Annotated in this window: 15 protein-coding genes and 2 pseudogenes; 3 read left to right on the top strand and 14 right to left on the bottom strand. The window is 40.8% G+C overall.

Annotated features, from left to right (window positions below; genetic code table 11):
• The 8 genes and pseudogenes from HMPREF2686_RS04905 to HMPREF2686_RS04930 all read right to left on the bottom strand — a co-directional run.
• Nucleotides 1-5,432, bottom strand: a 5,432-nt coding sequence (locus HMPREF2686_RS04905) for an SspB-related isopeptide-forming adhesin (protein ID WP_083280257.1), incomplete at its 3' end; no start/stop codon positions are given.
• Between the two features lie 250 nt (nt 5,433-5,682).
• Complete coding sequence (locus HMPREF2686_RS04910; protein ID WP_070449444.1) at nt 5,683-6,177, bottom strand: beta-class carbonic anhydrase; 495 nt, start codon at nt 6,175-6,177, stop codon at nt 5,683-5,685.
• Nucleotides 6,178-6,461: 284 nt separating this feature from the next.
• Nucleotides 6,462-7,823 carry a DNA repair protein RadA gene (gene radA, locus HMPREF2686_RS04915; RefSeq protein WP_083280258.1) on the bottom strand — a complete coding sequence of 454 codons (1,362 nt, stop codon included), beginning with the start codon at nt 7,821-7,823 and terminating at the stop codon, nt 6,462-6,464.
• Between the two features lie 10 nt (nt 7,824-7,833).
• Nucleotides 7,834-8,349, bottom strand: a complete 516-nt coding sequence (locus HMPREF2686_RS04920) for a histidine phosphatase family protein (protein ID WP_049475021.1) — start codon at nt 8,347-8,349, stop codon at nt 7,834-7,836.
• A 24-nt stretch (nt 8,350-8,373) separates the two neighbouring features.
• Nucleotides 8,374-8,574: pseudogene (locus HMPREF2686_RS10175) on the bottom strand (isochorismatase family protein); the annotation flags it as partial.
• Nucleotides 8,570-8,731: pseudogene (locus tag HMPREF2686_RS10365) on the bottom strand (DNA repair protein RadA); the annotation flags it as partial. The pseudogenes HMPREF2686_RS10365 and HMPREF2686_RS10175, both read right to left, overlap by 5 nt.
• Nucleotides 8,732-8,741: 10 nt before the next feature.
• Nucleotides 8,742-9,281 carry a histidine phosphatase family protein gene (locus tag HMPREF2686_RS04925; protein ID WP_070449447.1) on the bottom strand — a complete coding sequence of 180 codons (540 nt, stop codon included), beginning with the start codon at nt 9,279-9,281 and terminating at the stop codon, nt 8,742-8,744.
• Between the two features lies 1 nt (nt 9,282).
• On the bottom strand, nt 9,283-9,729 hold the full coding sequence (locus tag HMPREF2686_RS04930; RefSeq protein WP_070449517.1) for a dUTP diphosphatase: 447 nt from the start codon (nt 9,727-9,729) through the stop codon (nt 9,283-9,285).
• A 445-nt stretch (nt 9,730-10,174) separates the two neighbouring features.
• Here HMPREF2686_RS04930 and HMPREF2686_RS04935 point away from each other — a divergent pair, with 445 nt between their 5' ends.
• Nucleotides 10,175-11,959 carry an LPXTG cell wall anchor domain-containing protein gene (locus tag HMPREF2686_RS04935; protein WP_070449449.1) on the top strand — a complete coding sequence of 595 codons (1,785 nt, stop codon included), beginning with the start codon at nt 10,175-10,177 and terminating at the stop codon, nt 11,957-11,959.
• A 240-nt stretch (nt 11,960-12,199) separates the two neighbouring features.
• Here the strand turns inward: HMPREF2686_RS04935 and pgfM1 are convergent, their stop codons facing one another.
• The 5 genes from pgfM1 to HMPREF2686_RS04960 form a co-directional block, all read right to left on the bottom strand.
• Entirely contained in the window at nt 12,200-15,127 is a 2,928-nt protein-coding gene (pgfM1, locus tag HMPREF2686_RS04940; protein ID WP_070449451.1) for a glycosyltransferase PgfM1, read from the bottom strand.
• A gap of 17 nt (nt 15,128-15,144) precedes the next feature.
• Nucleotides 15,145-16,104 (bottom strand): glycosyltransferase PgfS, encoded by a 960-nt coding sequence (gene pgfS / locus HMPREF2686_RS04945; RefSeq protein WP_070449453.1) that lies wholly within the window; start codon nt 16,102-16,104, stop codon nt 15,145-15,147.
• 70 nt (nt 16,105-16,174) lie between these two features.
• Nucleotides 16,175-18,034 carry an Ig-like domain-containing protein gene (locus HMPREF2686_RS04950; protein WP_070449455.1) on the bottom strand — a complete coding sequence of 620 codons (1,860 nt, stop codon included), beginning with the start codon at nt 18,032-18,034 and terminating at the stop codon, nt 16,175-16,177.
• 160 nt (nt 18,035-18,194) lie between these two features.
• Nucleotides 18,195-20,198 (bottom strand): DUF2079 domain-containing protein, encoded by a 2,004-nt coding sequence (locus HMPREF2686_RS04955; protein WP_070449457.1) that lies wholly within the window; start codon nt 20,196-20,198, stop codon nt 18,195-18,197.
• A 114-nt stretch (nt 20,199-20,312) separates the two neighbouring features.
• Nucleotides 20,313-21,002 carry a gamma-glutamyl-gamma-aminobutyrate hydrolase family protein gene (locus tag HMPREF2686_RS04960; RefSeq protein ID WP_003002057.1) on the bottom strand — a complete coding sequence of 230 codons (690 nt, stop codon included), beginning with the start codon at nt 21,000-21,002 and terminating at the stop codon, nt 20,313-20,315.
• A 274-nt stretch (nt 21,003-21,276) separates the two neighbouring features.
• Here HMPREF2686_RS04960 and HMPREF2686_RS04965 point away from each other — a divergent pair, with 274 nt between their 5' ends.
• The gene (locus HMPREF2686_RS04965; protein ID WP_070449459.1) at nt 21,277-22,293 is read left to right on the top strand and encodes an NAD(P)H-dependent glycerol-3-phosphate dehydrogenase; all 1,017 of its coding nucleotides are present in this window, start codon (nt 21,277-21,279) and stop codon (nt 22,291-22,293) included.
• Between the two features lie 45 nt (nt 22,294-22,338).
• Complete coding sequence (galU, locus tag HMPREF2686_RS04970; RefSeq protein ID WP_070449461.1) at nt 22,339-23,247, top strand: UTP--glucose-1-phosphate uridylyltransferase GalU; 909 nt, start codon at nt 22,339-22,341, stop codon at nt 23,245-23,247.
• 64 nt (nt 23,248-23,311) lie between these two features.
• On the opposite strand, the gene HMPREF2686_RS10675 is transcribed toward galU, so the two are convergent.
• The coding region (locus HMPREF2686_RS10675; protein ID WP_261673672.1) for an LPXTG cell wall anchor domain-containing protein at nt 23,312-24,190 on the bottom strand (879 nt) is incomplete at its 5' end.

Here is a 24,190-nt window from a genome sequence, read left to right on the forward strand (position 1 = left end):
TAGTAGTTTACAACTTGAGCCGCAGTATTTTCGATATCTGCACCAGCTACGACATCGTCTTTCACTGTTGTTGGAATGTCGAACTTGTAGTAACGTCCAAATGCGAATTTAGTTGTATCGATCACTTGTGTGTTTTCTGCATCGCCAAGTGACTTAGTGAAGCCAGCTTTCAAGTTAGCAGTGATCACACCATTGTTCACAGTAATATCAAATTTATCTGTTACTTCTGCGCCTGTTACAGAGTCATAGGCTTTGATGTCAGCTGTATTAAGATTTAATTTAGCTTCATCATAGTTATCTGAGATACCAACTGTTTGGATGTTATCCTTGTTAGCTGCATCAAATTTAGTTGTATCCAACCATACTTGGTAAACCAATTTAGAACCACGTTCAACAGTCTTGGTATTCAAGTTTTCTGCTTCGTTGTTTGATGCATCGTCCGCATATGGGTTCGCATTTGTATCTGCGTACTTGTCTGCCAACTCTCTATCATCGTCAACGAGCTTGTCACCAGTGATATCGTATTTTTCTTTAGAAACAACGTATTTCTCTGGTTGGAACTTAGGTTCTGTTGGAGGAGTTACACGGTTGTTGAACTCTTTATCAGCGATTTCGCCAAGCTTAGCCACTAAAACTTTAGCTGTACCTTTGTGTTCAACAGTGATAGCTACAGTTGCTTTCATTGTGTCGTATGTCACAGTAGCATCTGTTCCTGCAACTTCTTCAACAGTGTAGTTGTGAACGCCTTCTTCACCCTTCTTGAATGTAAGAGCTGAGAACTTCACATTACCATCTTTATCGTTGCTTACAGTTTCAACAACTTTACCTGTTGAATCTTTCAATACGAAGCTGAATTCGTTAGCTTTAAGCTCACGACCTTCCAAACGTTTAGTGAAGTTGAATTCCACTTCAACTGGAACGTTATTTACACGTTTTTCAGTTGGTTTGCTTGGTTTTTCAACAGTTTTGCTTACAGGGTTGTAGTAGTTGACTACTTGAGCTCCAGTATTTTCGATGTCTGATCCACCTGGTACATCAGCTTTAACTGTTGCTGGGATATCAAATTTGTAGTAACGTCCAAAGGCGAATTTAGTTGTGTCAATGATTTGAGTGTTTTCTGCATCGCCAAGTGACTTCGTGAAGCCAGCTTTAAGAGTTGCAGTCATCACACCATTTTCAACCTTGATGTCGAATTTGTTTGTTACATCGTCACCAGTTACTGAGTCATATGCTTTGATTGCTGAACCATCTACATCAACTTTTGTTTCATCGAAGTCATCAGTAATTCCTACTGATTGAACGTTTTCTTTGTTAGTTGCTGAGAATTTAGTTGTATCTAACCATACTTGATAGTAGAGTTTATCTCCGCGGTTAACAGTCTTCGTATTGATGTTTTCTGCTTCATTGTTGTTTGTTTTATCAACATATGGATCAGTATTTGTTTCACCATATTTATCAGTCAACTCAGCATCATCATCAAGAAGTTTGTTATCAGTGATTGAGTATTTAGCTGTATTCAATACATACTTCTCTGGTTGGAACTTAGGTTCTGTTGGAGGTGTTACGGTATTGTTGAACTCTTTGTCAGCTGGTTCAGTTACGTTAGCGATCAAGGCTTTCGCTGTACCGTCGTGTGATACTGTTACAGTTACTTCTGCCTTCATAGTATCGTAAGTGACAGTTGCGTCTGTACCTTTCACCTCTGTTACAGAGTAAGTGTAAGTACCTTCTTGACCCTTCTTGTATTTAAGGGCAGTGACTTTTTCACCAGCTTTATTTGTGTACTCTACTGGAGAGAATTTAATCTTACCATCTGCATCGTTGGTTGCCGTTGCGATCACAACATTGTCGCTATCTTTCAACTCAAATGTAAATTCGCCAGCTGTTAGCTCACGACCTTCCAAACGTTTTGTGAAGTTGAATTCTGCAGTGATTGGTACACTGTTCACACGTTTTTGAGTTGGTTTTTCTGGAGTTTCTACAGATTTGCTTACTGGGTTGTAAACGTGAACGATTTGGTTGGCTTTGTTTTCGATGTCTACCCCACCTGCAACGTCTGCTTTAACAGTCGCTGGGATATCGAATTTATAGTAGCGACCAAATGCAAATTTAGTTGTGTCAATAACTTGAGTGTTATCAGCATCACCTAAAGATTTGTTCATTGATGCTTTAGATGTAGCTGTAATGACTCCGTTAGCTACTGTAATATCAAATTTGGATGTTACATCAACTCCTGTTACGCTATCGTATGCTTTAATATCAGCAGCGTTAACAGTTAATTTATCTGCATCGTATGTATCAGAGATACCTACAGATTGGATGTTGTTCTTGTCAGTGAAGTTCTTAGTATCCAACCATACTTGGTAGACCAATTTTTCACCGCGTTCAACAGTCTTGGTATTGATGTTTTCTGCTTCGTTGTTAGTAGTTTTATCAGCATATGGGTTTGCATTTGTATCTGCATACTCATCTGTCAATTCATCATCGTCGTCAACGAGTTTTGTACCAGTGATGTCAAATTTTTCTTTGTTCAGAACGAATTTTTCTGGTTGGAACTCAGGAGTCTCTGGAGGAGTGATCTTGTTGTTGAACTCTTTATCTGCTGTTCCATCAGTAGCGTTACCGTTGGCATCTACCCCACCTGTTGATGATACGTTGGTTACAGTTGTAAGAGCATGACCGTTCTTAGCAACTTCAACAGTGATTGTTGCTTTCATCGCGTCATACGTCATACCTACTTCTTTGGTTGCAGGGATTACTTCTTCTACAGTATAAGTATGAGTACCTACTTTAGTGTTGTCAAATGAAATTTCTGTAAAGGTTACAGTTCCATCTTTTTTGTTGGCAACCGTTTCAACTTCTTGACCGTTTGCATCTTTAAGGATGAACTTGAACTCACCATCTTTAAGCTCACGTCCAGCCAATTTCTTAGTGAAGTCAAATTTCACTTTAACAGGAGCTACAACGTAGTTGTTGAAGACTTTATCATCCGCGCTTGAGGCAAATCCACCAGTACCGCTATATTTAACTGAAGCTTCTAAGTCACCAGCAGCATTTTTCGTAACCTTTACAGTCATGGTTACTTCCATAGCATCATAGTCGACATCCTTATCTCTGCCAGCTAATTCAGTGATAGTGTATGTATAAGTACCTTCTTTTGTGAATGACAATTCTGAGAAGGTTGCCTTACCATCTTTATTTGTGACAGTTTCTTCCACACCAGGTGAAGATGAGTTTTCCTTAATCTTAAAGCTGAATTCACCATCTACAAGAGCACGGCCTGCCAATTGTTTTTCAACTTCTGGAGTTACTGTTACAGGTTCTTGTTTTACATAGTAGTAAACAGTTGGTTTATATGGTGTTAACGAGTTTAATAAGTCAACGTTTGTACCAATCTGTACATATGCACCATTTTCTAATTGACTATTAGGTGAAAGGTGTCCAATACCGTCTCCTAAGAATGGTACGAATACTGTTTTCTTAGGTGTATATCCAGCAGCAGTTTGGAAGTCAAATGGAACTTCTACTCCATTAGGATGGTTTACACCTTTATTATCAGTGAAAGCAATTGTGTTAAGAGGTGATTTCTTAACTACTAAATCTTGTGTATTGTATTCACCTGGTTTAATCGGCTTGGTTTCTGCCAACAACATGTAACCATCAGTGCTCAAGGTACCATCAGAACGTTTGCTTTGTTGTTTTGGATCTAGTAAGTAAACACGAACTACTACTGATCCATCTTCACCTACGATTTCTTTAATCCGTTTGATTCCTGCACGCTCAGCGTCCATGAATTTAGTACCAACTACGTAAGGACGACTTACAAAGCCAGTTGTCGAATCTGGATTTGCTGTTTGGTAAAGTTTGTATCCATCAAATTGACGCTCACCAGACGCTGTGAAATGTTGTCCTTCCATAGCTTTAGTTGCATATTTAGCTAAATCTACTTCTTTACCATTTGGTACGTAGTCTTGAACAGTTTTATCTGTTTTATTAGCGTTAAATGTAGCATTATTTTTATCGACTACTCTATAGTAAGTCGGTTTTTCGACAAATTTTGGAATTTTAGCGTTTGAATCAGTAATTGTACGACCGTTATAAGCTGGTTCTACAACGTTAATAATATCAGTTGATGTACGAGCATTATAAACATCTGTATATAATTTTTGTTCAGCTTCATTTTTTGGATTTACTAAAGCTTGAATACTTGCCCCAACTTCATAACCAAATTGAATGAATGGTTCGTCAGTTTTACCAGGTCCTGCTCCTAAACCTTTGTTGTAATCATATTTCACAGTTAATTGACCATTAGAGGCAGCAGTTGTAGTTGTGAATTTTTGAATACCGCTTGACGCAGAAAGAGTTCTAGTTTCTACTACATTACCAGTAGTTTTATCGATTAATTCAACAGTTGTTTCTGTAGAATCATCAAATCTTTTATACGCACGTGTATAATAATTTGTATTATATCGTTCATTAAAGCGAGTAAGGTCTATGATACTGTAAGTATACCAATCTCCTTCTTTTCTTGCGTACCCAGCTGGTACAGGTTGAGAACTAACAGTTGCTCCATTAGGATTTGTAATGGTTGGATCTACTGTTTCACCATCTTTTAAGTAAGTGCTTACGCTTACTGGGTTAGTATTGTGATCTGCAGAAACTGCTTCATTAGTAACAGCACGACGGCTACGACGACGGCTGCTTATTGCTAATGCTCCTGCATTTGTACGTTCTGCATTAGCATTTGCTACAGCCACAGTTGCATCTGCATCTGTACTTGCTGAACTTTCTGCTTGCGTACCAGTGATCGGAGCTGCTGAACTTACAGTAGCTGAAAAAGTAGTCGTTCCTGCTGGTGCAACTGCTTCTTCTCTTGCAGCTGCTCTTTCTGAGCTTTCACCTGCTGCAGCAGGAGTTGCAGTAGATTGAGCTGTGGTAGCCACTGTTGTAGAAGCTGGTTTAGAGCTTGACTCTTTTTTCTTCTCTACAGGTTTGCTGGTTTCTGATGACGCTGTCGTTTTTGGAGCTTCTTCAGATTTTTTAGTTTCAGCTTTAGCTGGTTTTGCTGCTTCTTCGGTTTTAGCTTCCTTGCTTTCTGTAGCATCTGATTTCTCAGCTACTTCAGATTTTTCAGTCGCTGAAGCTGGTGCTTCTGGAGTTGCAGCAGAATTAGAACGGTCTACTTTTGGTGCAGGTGCTCCCTCACCATAGACTGGGGAAGCACCAGGTGCTTCTGTTTGACTTGATTCTGTTGCAGCAGGTTGCGTTTCTGAAGCTGCTGTTTCTGCAGGTCCAGAGGCTGCTTTTGCTTCATCCGCTGACGCAGATTGAGCACCTGCAGCAAAGAGCGCTGTTCCTAAGAGAACAGAACAAACCCCAATGCTATATTTTCGTAAAGAAAAGCGTTGGCGTCTATTGAAAATATCCTTCATTTATAGGATCTCCTTTTTCATATTTCATGATTCCATGATACAAATAAAATTGTAACATTCTTGACATCAAGAGTCAATCTGTCGAAATAAAAATGTAACATTCTTGTTAAAATGTCATATTATACCACATATTTTTTAATATTTTGTGCCAAATTGTCACATTTTTTCCTATCCGGTTCACTTTTTTTACACTAAAAAAAGAATACGGGAAAACAGTGATTATTCTGTCTTCCTATACTCTTCTCTATGTTTATTTCACTTCTGAAATCAAACCAGTATCCACATCATACACAGCTCCTGAAATCACCACATCCTCTGGAATCAAAGGAGAAGCTTTTAAAAGCTCCATATCTTCACGGACGCTTTCTTCAACATCTTGAAAGGGTAGGAAATCACTATCTCCCACATCTACTCCCAGTTCTTTCTTTAGATGCTGCCGGAAACCTTCGTTTTCAAAGGTCTGTGCGCCACAGTCTGTATGGTGCAAGACCACAATTTCACGGGTTCCCATTTGCTGCTGGGAAATGACCAAGGAGCGAATCATATCCTCTGTCACGCGCCCTCCAGCATTCCGCAAAATGTGGGCATCTCCAAGAGCCAGACCTAGTGCCGGCGCCACGTGAAGACGGGAATCCATACAGGTCACAATGGCTACTTGTGTTTTTGGCTTAATCGGAAGACGGAGGTCTCCATGTAGCGCCACATAAGCTTGGTTGGCTGTTAAAAAATTATCAAAATAAGACATGGTCTCTCCTTTATTCCTTTGAAATTCAAATCATCTATTATTTTACCACATCCGATCCTTTCTGTCAGGGGATACCTCCTGTCATCTGTCACATCTGAAAAAAAGGGAGTGGGAAAGAACTCCAACTAATTAAAAAGAGTTCGTCTTCCCACCCCCGCACAGTTGATTAGGTCATCTTTGAAGATTGAAAAGCGAACAAAGATGCCAATCAACCACTGCGTCATGCTGTTATTACTATCAAACATCAAAGACTGGACAGTTTTTGCCCAGCCTCTTTTCAACTATTAAAATACTTTCTTCAAGACTTCAGACAGTGTGCTCACACCGACCACTTCGATCCCTGATGGTGTCGTGATCCCTGTCAGAGAATTTTTCGGAACATAAATCTTGGTAAAACCGAGCTTGGCAGCTTCATTGATCCGTTGTTCGATCCGATTGACCCGGCGGACTTCTCCTGTCAAGCCTAACTCTCCAACGAAACATTCCTGCGGGTTGGTCGGCTTGTCCTTGTAGCTGGAAGCAATGGCTACGGCTACGGCTAGGTCGATAGCCGGCTCATCCAACTTGACACCACCTGCAGACTTGAGATAGGCATCCTGATTTTGGAGCAAGAGGCCTGCACGTTTTTCTAGCACTGCCATGATGAGACTGGCCCGATTGAAATCAAGCCCCGTTGTCGTTCGCTTGGCATTTCCAAACATGGTTGGCGTCACCAAGGCCTGCACCTCCGCCAAAATCGGACGAGTCCCTTCCATTGTCACAACGATGGACGATCCAGTCGCCCCATCCAGGCGTTCTTCTAGAAAGACCTGACTAGGATTGAGGACTTCGACCAGGCCACCTGATTGCATTTCGAAGATCCCAATCTCATTGGTCGAGCCAAAGCGATTCTTGACTGCTCTCAGGATCCGGAAGGTATGGTGACGCTCGCCCTCAAAGTAGAGCACCGTATCTACCATATGCTCCAACATCCGAGGTCCTGCCAAGGTTCCTTCTTTGGTCACATGACCGACGATAAAGATGGCGATGTTATTGGTCTTGGCCAGCTGCATAAGTTCAGCTGTCACCTCGCGTACCTGAGATACTGACCCCTGCACCCCTGAAATTTCAGGAGACATAATGGTCTGAATAGAGTCAATGATGAGGAAGTTGGGTTGGATCCGCTCCACTTCTGCTCGCACGCTCTGCATATTGGTCTCGGCATAGAGGTAAAACTCACTGTCGATATCCCCCAAGCGCTCTGCTCGTAACTTAATCTGCTGGGCTGACTCCTCTCCACTGACGTAGAGAACCGTTCCCACTTGAGACAACTGGGTCGACACTTGAAGGAGGAGGGTCGATTTCCCAATCCCAGGATCCCCACCGATGAGGACGAGACTTCCTGGCACAACCCCGCCTCCAAGGACGCGGTTGAATTCCTCCATCTCGGTCTTAGTACGATGGACATTAATAGAAGTTACTTCAGCCAATTTCATAGGCTTAGTTTTCTCACCTGTCAAGGACACCCGGGCATTCTTAACTTCTGCAACTTCGACTTCCTCCACAAAAGAAGACCAAGAACCACAGTTAGGACAGCGCCCTAGGTATTTGGGTGAATTGTAGGCACAATTTTGACAAATAAATGTCGTTTTTTTCTTTGCGATGATAAACCTCTTTCTAAATCTCTATCTCACACTCAATCACTTGGCAAAAATCAATGGTTTCATTCGGTACAAATTGACGAATGAGCATGCGATGGGCTACAACTACCACAGTTTGATGTTCCCGATACTTAGCCATGCATTCTAGAAAACGAGACTTCATCTCTACAGCTGTCTCATATTGAACAGGAGAATTTGGGAGCAACTCCCCCTTGTTTTCTAAAAACAGACATCTAGCTGTCTCAAAGTTCTCTATACCTGTTTCATAAACCTGCCATTCGTGCAATAAAGGCTCTACCCTCAAAGGAAGGCCCGTAGCACAAGCCAGATAAGAAGCTGTTTCTAAAGCTCGCGTCACTGCTGAAGCTACTAGCAGATCAGCTGATTGGAACAAGGGGTTTTGGCAAAGGTCCTGAGCCTGTTTCCTTCCCTTCTCAGATAAGGGCGCCAAGTCTATCCCAAATCCCGTATAAGAACGCTCCTCTAACTCACGGTAATCTGGCTCTCCATGACGGATAAAAATAATTTTCATATTAAGATCCCCATAAAACTATTAATTCTCCTTGGTAGCTGACAAAACGGAAGCCTTAACACAGCCTTTGCCATCTACCCCTATAAACTCTATGCTTTTAGCACCGTTTTCCTCTAAAAAATCTTTTAAATCTGGATTAGTAAAGCAAGAAGCCCGACGCTTCTCAAAGATACGAGAAGATACAAGCAGCAAGCCGGTCGCAAATTTCTTCTTTCTGTCTTTTCTCCCCCGTCAAGGACACACGCGCATTCTTGACCTCTGCAACTTCGACTTCCTCCACAAAAGAAGACCAAGAACCACAGTTAGGACAGCGCCCTAGGTATTTGGGTGAATTGTAGGCACAATTTTGACAAATAAATGTCGTTTTTTTCTTTGCGATGATAAACCTCTTTCTAAATCTCTATCTCGCACTCAATCACTTGGCAAAAATCAATCTTCTCATTTGGCACAAACTGGCGCATGAGCATTCCGTGAGTTACAATGATAATAGTTTTATAATTTTTATATTTTTCCAAAGCTCTTAAAAAACGATGACGCATCTCTAGATCAGTTTCATAGCGATAAGGAGAATCTTCAGATAAACCTCCTTGATGTTTTAGATAATATTCATGAGCTACCAATGCACTAGTTAAATCAGAGTTAGTGCCATCTAAGTCTGGACGCCACTCATGAAAAAACGGCTCCACAAATAAGTCCAATCCTGTTTCAACTGCTATATAATGTGCTGTTTCTAAAGCCCTCGTCACAGACGATGAAATAATAATCTCTGCCTTTCCAAAACATGCGGTTTTAGCAACTTCTTTTGCCAGACTGCGACCTTTTCCTGTCAATGGTGCTAAATCACGACCAAAACCACTATAGAGTTGCGGATTTTCAAGTTTATCAAGCATACTATAATCTGGCTCCCCATGACGGACAAAGATAATCTTCATCTTAGTGCCCTGTTGACCCAAATCCACCGGTCCGTACGCCATCCGCCTCATCTCCATCTGCAATTAAAAATGGTGCAAAGACAGCCTGAACCACACGTTCCCCAACTTCAAGGACGACTTCCTGGTCGGTAATATTTTTCATCTGAGCAAAGATATGGCCTTCATTTCCTGGATTGCCATAGTAGTCTCCATCAATGACCCCCACAGAGTTGATCAAGACCAAGCCTTTTTTGCGAGGGTTGGACGAGCGGTCGTAGAGATAGAGCACCTCACCCGCTTGCATATAGGCCTTGACCCCAGTTGGAACGAGGACAATTTCTCCTGGTGCAATGACCGTGCGCTCGGCCACTTTTAAGTCGTAGCCAGCTGCGTGTGCTGTCTCCCGTTTTGGCAGCAAGTCCTGATTGGTATAGGTTGATACAAGTTCAAATCCACGAATTTTTGTCATCATGATTCCTCTTTCATTCTAAATAGTTTCTATCTCTTCTATTATACCATCACTTTGCCCTAGCGTCTCCCCTATACTACTATTCGTATTTTTTTAATAATGTCATTCATTTTTCTGCTCATTTTACGCACCTTTGGATATTTTATGACAGTTTCATGCATGTATTCTGAAAATTTTAGAAAGTAAATGAAAAAGCATTTTAATAGATAATTTGTGCAAAAATTCACTCTTTTTAGCTTGAAGCCACTCATTATTTTTGCTATAATTCCCTTTGTAGGGAATAATTTTAAAAGTAAAATATTTTACCCTATAAAATAATTTTATGGAGGTCGTGTCTCAGCACTCAATTCTTATTACCAACAGATAGGATTTGGACGTTCCTATCTTTAAGAGTAATCAGGCATTGATAACTAGGCACTAATTTTTTATGAAAAGGGAAGATAAGATGAAGAATAGAAATATTAAAATTTTCTCATTTGTCCTTTGTTTAGTGGCCATGCTTTTCGCTTTAGGTCTAAATCGCACTTCAGCAGAAACTCCTGGAGTGACCGTTAGCGGAAAATTGGTCGATACGATCAAAAATATCAAAGTTACCAATAATGAAGGTGGCAACCTTGATTGGGAATTAGCACAATGGGCAACATTCCGTATCAATGCTGATTTCGACTTGGCTGGTAAGGATGTCAAAGCTGGTGACACAACGGATATCACTGTTCCAGATGCGTTAATAATCAACTCTGACAATTTTGAAATTCGTGATATCAATACGAATGACATTATAGCCCATGCAAAGGTTGACGATGTCAAAAAGAAAATATCCTTAACTTACACGGATTATGTTGAAAATCATTCAGATACCCAAGGATCCTTCTTCTTCTATGCACGTATCGATTTCAAAAAACACCCTCAACAAGGGGAAATTCCTATTGAAATTACCGTCAATGGAGAAACCAAGATCGGCGGGAAGGTTACCTTTAAAGGTATCGGAGATGGAGATCCAAAAGTTTTAACAAAGACTAGTTGGGTTAATGAAGGTGATAAAAGAGAGGTCCAATATACTATTTCAGTCAATCGTGCAAAACAAAACATCAAAGGTGTAACGATTGAGGACCACTTGCAATTTACAAATGCTTCTTATGTAAAAGATAGCATTAAGGTTATCAAAGGTAAATTCTCTTTCGAAACTGGTGAATGGGTATTCTCAAACCGCGTTGATGTGACAGACCAACACAAGATTAAAGTTAGTGAAGATGGACAATCTTTCGTTGTCGAATTAGGGGACATTACAGAAGAAGACCAATATCGTATTTCTTATAACGTTCGTCTAAATTATGACCCTGTTGATGGTGAGTTATTGAAAAATGAAGCAACTCTTAAAGGTGTTGGTATTGAAAGCAAAAATATAACTAATGCTGCTGCAGTTCAAATTGCAGGTGGTGCTGGTGTTGGTTATGTATACTCAATCAACATCCATAAAGTCGATGATGCTAACCAACCGCTTAAAGGTGCTAAGTTTAGAGTTGTTCGTCAAGCTAATAATCAAGTTATTGGTGAGTTTGAATCAGACGAAAATGGTAATATTGCTGTTGGAAAACTCTTAAAAGATAAATATATCTTAACTGAAATTGAAGCCCCTTCAGGTCATATCATTAAAGAAGCTGATACTGTAGTTAATGTTGAAGATTTTGGTGCTGATCATTCAGTAACCAAAACGATTGTGAATCCGAAGGAAGAAACAACGACGACAACCACTACAACCACTACAACAACGACGACAACTACGTCTACAACGACTCAAGAGCCAACAACCACTACGACGACAACTCAAGAGCCGACTACGACTACGACAACAACTCCAGAGTCAACAACAACTTCAACGACAACTGAAGAACCTACAACAACGACAACTACGACTCAAGAGCCAACAACTACAACAACGACGACAGAAGGTCCAAAACCTACGCCGACAACCACTACAACTACAACGACGACTACAACTACGTCTGAAAAACCAGTGCCTACGCCGACTACGACAACAACTCCAGAGGGGCCAACAACGAGTACGACCAAACCTGGCACCCCAGGTGATTCTGGTACGACAACTTCAAACGGAGGTCGCAAGACATTCCTGCCAAAAACAGGTGAAGCAGTCGCTACTGGTGTCATCTTGATCGGTGTTGCTATCCTATCAGGAGCCGTCATCTTGAAACGCAAGATTTCTAATAACTAATCGTTCGCATGTACGGATCATATAAAAAAGAGGCTGGGACAAAAGTCCTAGCCTCTCAGTTGTTTTTCGATTGTCGAGCAAGACGCAGTGGTTGAGTGGGCTCTACTACGCTGATTTCATCAGCTTTACAGCCCTACTCAACTGTGCGGAGGTGGGACGACGAAATCGAATTCTAACGAATTACCGATTTCTGTCCCACTCTCTTTTTGTGTTGATAACTATTTTTGATTCTCTTAAATCCTATTGTTCTTCATCACTTCTACTTCGTCTCATTTGAATGACGAGGTAAGCAACGGAAACAATAGATAGCAAGGCACCCAGGATCACTCCTTTTTGTCTAAAGACGAATTCAACCTTATGATTTCCCTTTGAGATTGGGAACGATAAGAATGCATTCCATGCTTTTTCAGTTTTGACAAACTTCCCATCCACTTTCACTTTCCAGCCATCGCTGTATGGAATGGAAGTCATCATATAGTTACTATCATCTGTAATAGACACATCACCAACAATATGGGTATTTGAAAACTTGGTTACATGTAAACCTTGTTTCTTCCGGTTTTCTAATACCTGTTGAATTTGATCAACGTCAGCGCGATAAACACCTGCGTTGCTCATATCGATGTGATCTGTTCTAAATCTAAATTCAATAACGGTTTCTTGGTTTTCAGTTTGATCTGTCAACTGCCAAATTTGTCTTTGCGTGAAAATTTTAGCATTGAGCAACCATTTATTATTGAGTAAGACCGAGTAATCTTGGTTTTGGATCAAAGATGCAGGAGTAAAGAAATAATAGGTGTAATTAGTACGTGGAGTGACCTTATAACGAATAATGGCATCTTTTGACGAATCCGCTCTCTTATAGATGGCTTCTCCCGTTTCCTTATTGACCTTTTCTTCAATCACATTTTCGGTCTCGATCGAGCTGAACGCCAACGGTTTAAAGTACTCAACGGTATCATTATTGGCCTTTTGATGTCCCTCCATGGAGTTCAAAATAATATTCTGGTTAGCAAAGGCATTATTTGCACCAAATTGAATATTCCTTACCAGACTATTCGTCCCGTATGCAAGTGGGAAGGAATTTGGATTCTTATAGACGACATAACGCTTATCCTCATAGACCTTGTCAGTGAAATAGCGATGCAGATCAAAGCGGTCTGTAAATCGATAAAAGTACATCTTATCTGGATTGGCTTCAATCTCTTTGGGGTCAAAATCCTTGGCACTCATAAAGTAACGAACACCATATAAAGCATCTGTCAAAGGTGTCCCATTTGAATATTGAGTCGCCGCATTGACACCCAGATCTCCCATGAAAGCAAAGTGATCCATGGTGCTACGTTCCAAACTCGAGCTAAAGGTACTTAGACCCGGATAGGACACCAAAGAAGGAACTGTTCTGGAATAGGCAAAATCTGTGGCAATCCGATAGAATTTTTGATCTGCATTTTCTTGGATATTGTCTGTCACGCGCTTGACCGAAACGGTCGCATCTGCAAACTTGTGCACATCATCATACCCAAATGTTACTTGGGACAAATACGCATTATAGCCAAACTCGAAGATTGTGAGCACAGATACGACAATCATGGATAAACGTGAGATCTTAAAGTTTAGGATGAAGAGAATGCTCAAGTAGAGCATCGCTGTAATCCCCACTTGCGACAAGAGATAGCCTGTCTTTAATAAGACGGCAGCTAGTACTAGAAATACTGCTGCTAGAGCCATTCGAATCATTTTTTCCAATTGGCTCTTATGAGATTTTTCCCAATACGCATAGAAGATGAAGCAGGTAACCGCTGCTATTCCCAGAACACTTAGAATAGAGAACTTAGAGAGGAAACGGCTGATCGCTTGCGGTTGAGTCTTTGAGATAAAACTATACTGGTGGAAATAGAGATAAACTACCGACAAGAGCAAGCCTAAGCCGATGATGCAGTTGGTTCGTTTGGAAATAACGATCTTCTGCTTCATCGCTTGATAAGCTAGGACTAGCATAAAGAATGAAAACAGCCAAGAAAAACGGAAGAAGAAACCGGCTGGGTTTTGTCCCATATGCCATATCTTACTGACAAATTCATTGACAAAGGAAATCAGGAAAATGAGGGTAACAATTCCTGCAGCCCATTTTTTTGCTTTTCCAACTTTTTGCGATAGGAAATAAAAGATAAAACCAAGAAAACCGAGCGCTCCAATATAAATATTGGGAAGGTTGGGACCCGCTGACCAGCCTGATGTCGTATCAAAGCCACCAACAACCAACTTAGAAAGAATATCTAAGGGGTTAATTTGGAAGGCAAATGAGAAGGTCATGCCTCCTCCAACTTGCCCCTTACTTTCAATCAGGTTGAAAAATACAGGCAAGAGCAAGACTGAGGCTGTCGCAATCCCAATAATCGAATAGATCACTGCTTGTAGTAAAGGGATACTAAAGTTTTTAATCTTTGCCTTTAGATCTCCCTCAATCAGCAATCTTGGTGATACATAGTAGCAGGCATACAGAGCGATGAAAATGGAGATCATATAGCCCATGTAAAACTGAAGCAAGACCGTCAATCCCAGAGCAAAAGCATAGCGATAAGGAGATTTCCCATCTAATAATTCTTCCAAATACACAATCACAATTGGCAGCATGATCATGGCATCATAGAAGATGACGTTCATCTGATAGGAAACCAACATCCCTGACAAGGCATAGGCTGTCGAGAATAATGGAACCAACCATTTTCTAGATTCTAATCCTTTGTAGCGCTTGATTAAAAGGAAAGCAAAGGATAGACCGATTGCCCCGTAGCGGAGCCAAATAGTTAAAAATACTGCTGCCCCAAAATACTTTAGGGGAGCTAGAATGTAGATGATGTTGAAGGGACTCATTAAATAGTAGCCGAGCACACCGATCATATCTCCACCAAGAGACTTGGTGAAAGAATAACTCAAACTAGATAGATCCCCCGTCAAGATGGCATTTTTTAGCAAGCCAAAGAAACTGATATATTGCTGTCCAAAGTCAACAGCCATCAGACTCTTGCTTCCAAAAGGATACATCCCTATAAAAGCCCACACAATGAGCATGATGGTCATTGGGAGCAGGGCACTTGCAGCATAGAGAACTTTCTTTGGATGTTTTTTCCAAAACTCTTGCCAACGCATGAACCAGATTAACATGTTTTCTCCTATCTTCTTTAGCCGATATGATTTTTCTTCGCTTGTTCGATATTGGTCTCTTCAATGATGAAATGAGGACGACGCTTCACTTCGTAATAGATCTTGCCAATATACTCTCCAAGAATTCCGATGAAGATGAGTTGCACTCCGCTAAATAATATAATAGCCGCAATCGTTGTGAAATAACCACTCACATAATTCCCAGCAGCGAAGATATATTTCATCAACTCAAAAACTAGATATAAAAGAGCCAGCCCTAAACAGATGAAACCGAATTGAATACAAACACGGAGAGGACGATCATTAAAAGAAATAATTCCTTGAATCGCATAATTCAAAGATTTCTTAAAACCAAACTTGCTCTTTCCAGCCTTACGGGTTTCATTCTTATAAGGAATTACTTTCTCTTTAAAACCAATCCATTCATACAAACCTTTATTAAAGCGATTGTACTCTGGCATTGACACAAAGGCTTCCATCGCTTTTCGGCTAAGCAGTCTTAATTCAGATTTCCCGTCTGTTAGGTGCACATCCATAGAGCGATTTGACAAGAAGTAAAACAAACGTGCAAAGGAACTTCCTACAAAAGATTCTCCTTCACGAGTTCGTTGGCCACTAACAATATCATAGCCCTTATTATAAGCTTCTAAGAATAAGGGAATCAAGTATGGTGGATGCTGGAGATCCCCGTCCATGACCATCACCGCATCCCCACTGGCATATTTAAAACCAGCCAAGATACCACTCTCTCGTCCAAAATTTCGACTGAAACGGATATATTTGATGCGGTCGTTTTCTCTTGCAAATTCTTCAATTAACTCAAAGGTCTTGTCACTACTTCCATCATCGATGTAGAGAATTTCATAATCAGAGAGCTCTTTCCCTAACATTTGCTCAAGCTGATTAGAAATTTCACGATGGGTTTGAGGAAGTACCAGCTCCTCATTCAAGAGGGTTATTAAGATTGATAATTTCATCCCTTTTCTCCATAATACATTCCCAAAAAAGAGAGAGCTCATGCTCTCCCCTTATGTAGAAACTCATTGTTTATTTAATAGACAATTTTCGTTTCAATACGACTGCACCTGCTAACACAAAGGCTCCTGAGAATACAAATCCAGTTGCTGCAACTTCGCCTGTATTAGGAAGAAGCGCTTTACGCCCTCCTCCATTGTTTCCACCTTTTGGTCCTGGTTTTCCAGTCGTGGTCGTCGTGGTTGATCCTTCACTTCCTGGAGTCACCGGTTTCTCTGGAGTTGTCGTTGTTGTGGTGGTTGGTGTTGGTTCTACAGTAGTCGTTGTGGTTGTTGTTGGCTCTACAGTAGTCGTCGTAGTCGTTGACTCTCCTGTTGTTGTGGTTGAAGTAGTCGCCGGCTCTTCTGTTGTTGTAGTTGTAGTAGTCGTCGGCTCTTCTGTTGTCGTAGTTGAAGTAGTCGTCGGCTCTGCAGTAGTCGTTGTGGTTGTCGTTGGCTCTGCAGTAGTTGTTGTAGTTGTTGTTGGCTCTGGAGTTGTTGTTGTAGTTGTTGTTGGCTCCGGAGTTGTTGTTGTAGTCGTTGTTGGCTCTTCTGTTGTTGTAGTTGTTGTAGTTGTCGTTGGTTCTGCAGTAGTCGTTGTAGTTGTAGTGGTTGTAGTGGTCGTTGTTGTAGTGGTTGTCTTTTGGTCTACAATGGTTTTGTCGACTGGTTTATCTTTTGACTGAAATTCACTAGCTTCAACAACAGTATCCGCTGCCAAGTCATAACCTTCCGGAGCTGAAATTTCTTTGATGATATATTGGTCTCTCAAAAGGTTTTTGACAACAATCTCACCATCTTTATTTGTTTCAAACTCTCCAATCAGTTGATTGTTGGCTACACGAATGACTTGGAACTTAGCTCCTTTAAGAGACTTATTATTTTCGTCTACTTTATGGATCTTGATTCCAAAGTCGTAAGCTACTCCGGTTCCACCTGCAATTTGGATTTTGACAGCACTAGATGCATGGTTAATTTCAGAACCATTTCCAGAAATAGTCACATTATTTTCGATTTTTTCACCATCTACAGGCATGTAGCTCAAGTCTGCTGTATATTCAATCACAAAGTGATCATCTTTTGACAAGCTACCAAGGTTGACAGAAAACGAATTTCCTGAAACGTTAATGGCGTAATCATTGGTGACATCCGTTTTGTTCTCGAGCTTCCAGCCGTTGTCGTATTTAAAGGTCCCTTTATAAATTTTAAAGCTACCTTCTGTATAAGAGACTCCTGTAGATTTCAAGGTATCGGTAATCACTGCATTCGGAATAGCTTCCCCTGTTCGGTTAACAGAGATTCTAAAACCAATTTGCTTGTGTTCCTTGTTGACATCCCATCCTGATTTTGCGACGATATATTTTCCGCCTTGGCCCACTTCGCCGGCTTTTACCTTCCCTGTGAATTTGGTCTTATTATTCACCTTCACAGTAACTGGAACATCACCCTCTTTGGGATGTTTTTGTCTGTCTATCATTGAGTAGAAGAAGAAAGAACCTGACACATCATTTTTTGTTTCCACAAATTTTGTAAAGGTTAAAACAATCTTACCGGTTTCTTTATCTACCACTGCATTGGCAATCACCTTACCAGTTTTCTTATCCTTAATTTCAAAATTAGTAGAATCAATGATTAAGGGATTTTCTAATACTAACTCAGAAGTATCTCCCTCTTTAACATCTTTTCCTTCCAATGCGAATGTTGCATTCAGACGGAAAGTGTCAAATCGGCCAACCGGTCCTGTCAATTCTCCACCTTGATCATTTTGAATCTTAACTTCCGTAATCACATCGACTTTTTTAGACGTTTCCGCCTGTACAGTTTTAGAAAAAAGTGTCAATGACACAATCAATAGCGAACAAACTATTGACAAAAAAACTGCTAACTTTTTCATTTTTTCTCCCTTTCTAGGCTAATTTTTTATAAATCAACGCATATAATATAGCAAAACATAGTGAGAAAGTCAAGATTATTAAACAAAAAAACCATCTTTTGTATATTTAAGGGCTATTTGGCTTGTGAATTTTTTTAGTAACTCTTCCTCTTTCAAACAGTTATTTTTCCAAAATCAACACATCTTTTGTAGATAAGTTGCTTTCTTTATACCCTGATTCTTTATAGAGGTTTAGAGTGGCTGTTTCAGAATAACCATTTTTTTCCTCTTGCATTTCCCTTGGAACTACCACTATGTCAATATTAGAATCAAGCTTTTTGTCATTATGGTAGAAAAGATCATACAATTTTTCATGGCTGCGAAGACTCGGCGTATAGCCACCTGCTGCTAAGACCGCTTTATCTTTAGGGATAGCCTGCAGGGTCTTTTCGAGCCCATCAAAATAGTCTTTACGTGTTTGATAGTATTGGATTTCAAAATTCCAGTTATGCGTAAAACTATATAGAATGGCGCTTGAAAAAATGATGGAAGAAGCTAGTAGAGCCACCAAAATATTATCTGATGCCAACTGGTTCTTGCTTAATTGATCGATAGACAATAAAGCCATCAAAAACAGAAGCGTGACCGAACCATAGCTATACTGAAAACCAATATCATATTGGTAAGGCCAATCCATCAATAAATTAATGAGAAAAAGGGGCAACATCAGAAAATAGGTAGACCAACGTCGCTGAATCAGTGGTAAAAAGCTAAAAGGAAATAGGACCAAAAAGAGGTAGCCAAGTCGTTTCGCTGTAAATAGACTTCCCAAAACATAAAGCGGATTTAGGACTACATTTTTCACAACCATCAGGAGACCATTTTCGCCACTCAATAATAGATTATTGTATCGAGAAACCATAGCTCCCTCGCCATATCTTGCTAAGAGGAACATGGCAAATGCAAAATAAAGTATCGGTAAGGCAAACAGGCTGAGATACAACCACTTTTTAAACTTGGCCTCAAAGGTAAAACGATGTTGAAACGCAAAATAAAGTCCTAAGGACAGCACGTAGACAAAGGCATCCTCTTTCACAAAAAGGAGCAACAAGGTGAACAAGATAGTTCTTCCACGCCACTGAGAAATCAGGCTGTAGAACAACCAGAGTAGTAATGGTGGCAAAAAACAATTTTCATGCAAATGGAATCCACCACTCGTTGTCATAACCGGAGTCACAAAAAAGAGGGCAAGCACGAGTGGCGTCATGACTTTTGGCAATTGTATTTTCTTTAGAATCAAACAAAGCGGGATAACTGCAGAAAATACAATCACTGTTTGAGCGATATCTAACGTTTCCACATAAGGAAATAGCATATAGAAGGGCAAGATCAAATAATAAATTGGAGAAATATGGACTCCGAAATGCGATAAGGCCCTATCTCTTTCAAGGGTGGTGACTTGTGAAAAATCATGTCTCATTCTCTCAAACATCTGCGAAAAAATTCCAATATCAAAGGAAGAGACCGCATTGGCTTTAATCTTATAATAGGCCACAACCGATAGATAGAGCACGTAGAAAATACCACTGATTATTGTCACCACGGTGAGTCTGCGAACCCAGGTTTCATTGACTTTAGCCAAAGAAACCTTTGAGAGAAGAAAACCGATCAGGACAGCAACGACAACGGCTACTAATACTGGCCAAATCAAAGTGGGTAACTTCGATTCAGAAACCGTAAACGTAAAGATCCCCAGTTCCTTATCTTGAAGATTGGCACTGGTTTGTAGCAACAATTTCGGAAAAGACAAGACATCTACCGCTAAGAAGATATAAGCGATTTTTTCTTTTCCTAAATAAAAATATAGAAACAAGACCAGTGAGAGCAACACTAGGCCCAATGACATAAAGAGACTCGGACTTTTCAAAATAGAAATAAATAGGATACCTGCCACGAACCAGAGATTCAATTTTTGTATGCAGATATACTTCTTGCTCTCCGTCAAAAACCAAAGAATAGGATAACTAATGAACAAAGCAAGCACTGTATGGGTCCATCCCACTTTACCCAGTTCTAGAAATAATTCCTTTGTTGAAAAACTCAATAGATTGACCATCATGGCCACAAAATAAGAACCTAGAAGCAACCATAAATAGTTACGGTTCATTGTCTTAGCAAGTTTCATTTCTATCAATACCTCCCAATTGTAGTTCCTATTCTAGCACAAAACCCTTACTATTTCTAGATAGTAATAACCATACCAAAAGAGAGGCTGATACCAATTCAACCTCTCTTTTTCTTATAATTCCTGTAATAAATAACGGAAGAGTTCTAAATTCCCTTTTTCTTCATTGACCAAGTATTCTGGATGCCACTGCAAGCCCATAATCCGATGGCCGTCTACTGCTTCAATCGCTTCGATAGTGTGATCGCGCGGATCAAAGGCGGTCGCACGGAAATTTGGTGCAAGATCCTTGATACTTTGACGGTGGACGGAATTGATCCGACTAGCCTGACCAAAGAGTTGCTCCACCACACTACCTTTTTTAGTTTCGATAGAATGGGAAGTCCCAAACGGAAGTCCTTGCCAATGTCCCTCGATCTCTTGATTGAGTGTCCCTCCAAAAGCTACATTGATCAACTGAACCCCGCGGCAGATTCCTAGAACCGGTTTGTTTTGGCGAACTGCTTCCTTCAGTAGGGCAAGCTCAAATTGATCGCGTTCGATATTGTAATCATCGCTTTCGATGGTTTTTTCTTCGCCATAGAGACTAGGATCGACATTTTGGCCTCCACTTAAGATCAATTTGTCAATCGTTTCAACATAATCCTTAACCAAGGAAGGATCTCCCATCGGGATGACCATTGGAAGTCCACCTGCTTGACGGATCCCTTCCGCAAATTGACTAGACACGGAGGAATGAAGGTTTTTCCCTTCCGGGTCAACCGGACAGAGATTAGCGGATACTCCAACAATTGTTCTGCACATATTCATTCCTCCTTCATTTTAACTACTACTTATCTTACCACCCATTAGTGATAGTGTCTAATATGTATTTTTTAAAACCGTGATAGATTTTATTTATCACCCTCACCCTCCTCACAAAACAATTGATGATCATACAAGTTTTTTTACCTATATTATGTTAAAATAGAGAGGAAAATAGAATCGTCCTTCAAGGCACACATTAAGCCGTTTCGAAGGCGCAAGCGCTAGATTTCCTAGCCTTGTTGAAAAAATAGACATAGAAATGGAAGATACAATGGAAAAACAAACCGTTGCAGTATTGGGTCCTGGTTCATGGGGAACAGCCCTTTCACAAGTCCTCAATGATAACGGCCATGAAGTCCGTCTCTGGGGAAATATCCAAGAACAAATCGATGAAATTAATACCACTCATACCAATCAACGCTATTTCAAAGACATCGTTATTAGCGATCAAATTACCGCTACGACCGATCTGAAAGCAGCCTTGGACGGTGTGGATGCTATCCTTTTTGTCGTTCCTACAAAGGTGACCCGCTTGGTCGCTAAACAAGTCGCTGAAACACTGGATCACCCTGTCACAGTGATGCACGCTTCTAAAGGGCTCGAACCTGGTACACACGATCGGATTTCTCAAATCCTTGAAGAAGAAATCCCTGCTTCTCTTCGCAGTGAGGTAGTGGTCGTTTCTGGACCGAGTCACGCGGAAGAAACCATCGTACGGGACATCACCCTCATTACAGCAGCTTCAAAAGATTTAGAAGCTGCACGCTATGTTCAAGAACTCTTTAGCAATCACTACTTCCGCCTCTATACCAATACAGATGTTATCGGAGTGGAAACTGCTGGGGCCTTAAAAAATATCATCGCGGTCGGAGCTGGGGCCCTGCACGGTCTTGGTTATGGTGACAATGCCAAAGCAGCCATCATCACGCGCGGTCTCGCTGAAATCACGCGCCTTGGCGTTAAGCTCGAAGCTAGCCCATTGACCTATAGCGGTTTGTCTGGGGTTGGTGACCTGATCGTTACCGGAACTTCTGTTCACTCCCGTAACTGGCGAGCTGGGGATGCTCTCGGACGTGGCGAAAAATTGGAAGACATCGAAGCCAACATGGGTATGATCATTGAAGGGATCTCTACGACCAAAGTCGCCCACGAGCTGGCCCAAGAATTGGATGTCTACATGCCGATTACACAAGCCATTTACCAAGTCATCTATGAAGGAAAAGATATCCGCGAAGCCATCCACCACATGATGAGCAATGAATTTAAAGAAGAAAATGAGTGGAAATAAGTCAACCACCCTAACATCAATCCTACCTTTTAGAAAGGAAACTATATGACTAAAGTTAGAAAAGCAGTCATTCCTGCGGCTGGTTTGGGGACACGCTTCCTCCCAGCTACCAAAGCTTTGGCAAAGGAAATGTTGCCAATCGTTGACAAACCTACGATCCAATTCATCGTAGAAGAGGCTCTGAAATCTGGGATTGAAGAAATCCTTGTCGTAACAGGGAAGGCCAAACGTTCGATCGAAGACCATTTCGATTCTAACTTCGAATTGGAATACAATCTCGAGCAAAAAGGCAAGACTGACTTACTCAAGTTGGTCAATGATACAACAGCGATTAATCTTCATTTCATCCGCCAAAGTCACCCTCGAGGTTTAGGGGACGCTGTTCTTCAAGCCAAGGCCTTTGTTGGAAACGAGCCTTTTGTCGTTATGTTGGGAGATGATCTCATGGACATCACCAATGATGATGCCTTGCCATTGACCAAACAATTGATGAACGACTACGATGAAACCCATGCGTCAACCATCGCTGTAATGGAAGTCCCTCACGAAGAGGTTTCTTCTTACGGTGTGATTGCACCTCAAGGCGAAGGCATTAACGGTCTTTATAGCGTTGAAACTTTTGTCGAAAAACCAAACCCAGAGGACGCTCCAAGTGATCTCGCTATTATCGGACGCTACCTCTTGACTCCTGAAATCTTTGATATTCTTGCAAATCAAGAACCAGGTGCTGGCAATGAAATTCAATTGACAGATGCAATCGATACCCTCAATAAGACCCAACGAGTCTTTGCCCGTGAATTTAAAGGCCAACGCTACGATGTGGGTGACAAGTTTGGTTTTATGAAAACATCGATTGATTATGCTTTGAAGCATCCTCAAGTAAAAGATGACCTCAAACAGTATATCATTGATCTTGGAAAACAATTAGAAGCATCTGAACAAACTGCAGACTAAAAAAGAAGGAAGAGAGATTTCATTCTCACTTCCTTTTTTTGTTATATATTATAAACTGTATCGTTTAATGAGTTCTACGTTTTTCGATGTAGTAGCCAAATCCAAAAACTATCAAAAGAACTCCGCCTACCATTGTCGCAATGGAAATACTTTGACCGGTTGATGGTAATTTTTTCTCACCTTTCTTCACTTCAATTTTTGCTGCAGATTTATAAACTACACCATAAGTTGAGAAATGAGAGGTTGTAAATGTTACGGCTGACTTATCTTCATTTAGTTGGAATTGGAAGGATTCCAATTGACCATTTTCACCGATACCATAAACTGCTTCTACTTCTTTTTGGCTATTTACTGGAATGGTCACAACAGTTGGACTAATTTGATGTATAGGATTATTTTGGTTCGATAATTGAATATTATATGCCTTGTAATCTTTACCAGCTAGTTCTTTAACATCTTTCAAAACTTCAACAAGGAGACTATAGCCACCTTGAGCAAAATCAGGGTTTTGCAAGACGATACCTGTTGCCTGGTCTACTAAAATATATGAATTTGTTGGTAAAACTGGGCGACCAACGGTACTAACACTGTTGCTATTTGTAGGAACAACAGTAGTTGTACTACTTGGTGTTGTTTCTTCCTTGCTTGGCTCTGTACTTGTTTCAGTGCTTGGTTTCGTTTCTGCCTTGCTTGGTTCTGTACTTGATTCTGTGCTTGGGGTCGTTTCTGACTTGCTTGGTTCTGTACTTGACTCAGTGCTTGGTTTCGTTTCTTCCTTGCTTGGTTCTGTACTTGCTTCGGTGCTTGGTTTCGTTTCTTCCTTGCTTGGTTCTGTACTTGCTTCGGTGCTTGGTTTTGTTTCTTCCTTGCTTGGCTCGGTGCTTGGCTTCGTTTCTTCCTTACTTGGCTCGGTACTTGCTTCGGTGCTTGGTTTCGTTTCTTC

The sequence above is a fragment of the Streptococcus sp. HMSC057G03 genome (genome assembly GCF_001808745.1).
Lineage (GTDB): Bacteria > Bacillota > Bacilli > Lactobacillales > Streptococcaceae > Streptococcus > Streptococcus parasanguinis_Z.

What these genes read in the sequence shown, in the direction of transcription:
- HMPREF2686_RS04910 (WP_070449444.1), bottom strand. Translation starts at nt 6,177, where the DNA reads ATGTCTTATTTTGATAATTTTTTAACAGCCAACCAAGCTTATGTGGCG.
- HMPREF2686_RS04920 (WP_049475021.1), bottom strand. Translation starts at nt 8,349, where the DNA reads ATGAAAATTATTTTTATCCGTCATGGAGAGCCAGATTACCGTGAGTTA.
- HMPREF2686_RS04925 (WP_070449447.1), bottom strand. Translation starts at nt 9,281, where the DNA reads ATGAAGATTATCTTTGTCCGTCATGGGGAGCCAGATTATAGTATGCTT.
- HMPREF2686_RS04930 (WP_070449517.1), bottom strand. Translation starts at nt 9,729, where the DNA reads ATGACAAAAATTCGTGGATTTGAACTTGTATCAACCTATACCAATCAG.
- HMPREF2686_RS04935 (WP_070449449.1), top strand. Translation starts at nt 10,175, where the DNA reads ATGAAGAATAGAAATATTAAAATTTTCTCATTTGTCCTTTGTTTAGTG.
- pgfM1 (WP_070449451.1), bottom strand. Translation starts at nt 15,127, where the DNA reads ATGTTAATCTGGTTCATGCGTTGGCAAGAGTTTTGGAAAAAACATCCA.
- pgfS (WP_070449453.1), bottom strand. Translation starts at nt 16,104, where the DNA reads ATGAAATTATCAATCTTAATAACCCTCTTGAATGAGGAGCTGGTACTT.
- HMPREF2686_RS04950 (WP_070449455.1), bottom strand. Translation starts at nt 18,034, where the DNA reads ATGAAAAAGTTAGCAGTTTTTTTGTCAATAGTTTGTTCGCTATTGATT.
- HMPREF2686_RS04955 (WP_070449457.1), bottom strand. Translation starts at nt 20,198, where the DNA reads ATGAAACTTGCTAAGACAATGAACCGTAACTATTTATGGTTGCTTCTA.
- HMPREF2686_RS04960 (WP_003002057.1), bottom strand. Translation starts at nt 21,002, where the DNA reads ATGTGCAGAACAATTGTTGGAGTATCCGCTAATCTCTGTCCGGTTGAC.
- HMPREF2686_RS04965 (WP_070449459.1), top strand. Translation starts at nt 21,277, where the DNA reads ATGGAAAAACAAACCGTTGCAGTATTGGGTCCTGGTTCATGGGGAACA.
- galU (WP_070449461.1), top strand. Translation starts at nt 22,339, where the DNA reads ATGACTAAAGTTAGAAAAGCAGTCATTCCTGCGGCTGGTTTGGGGACA.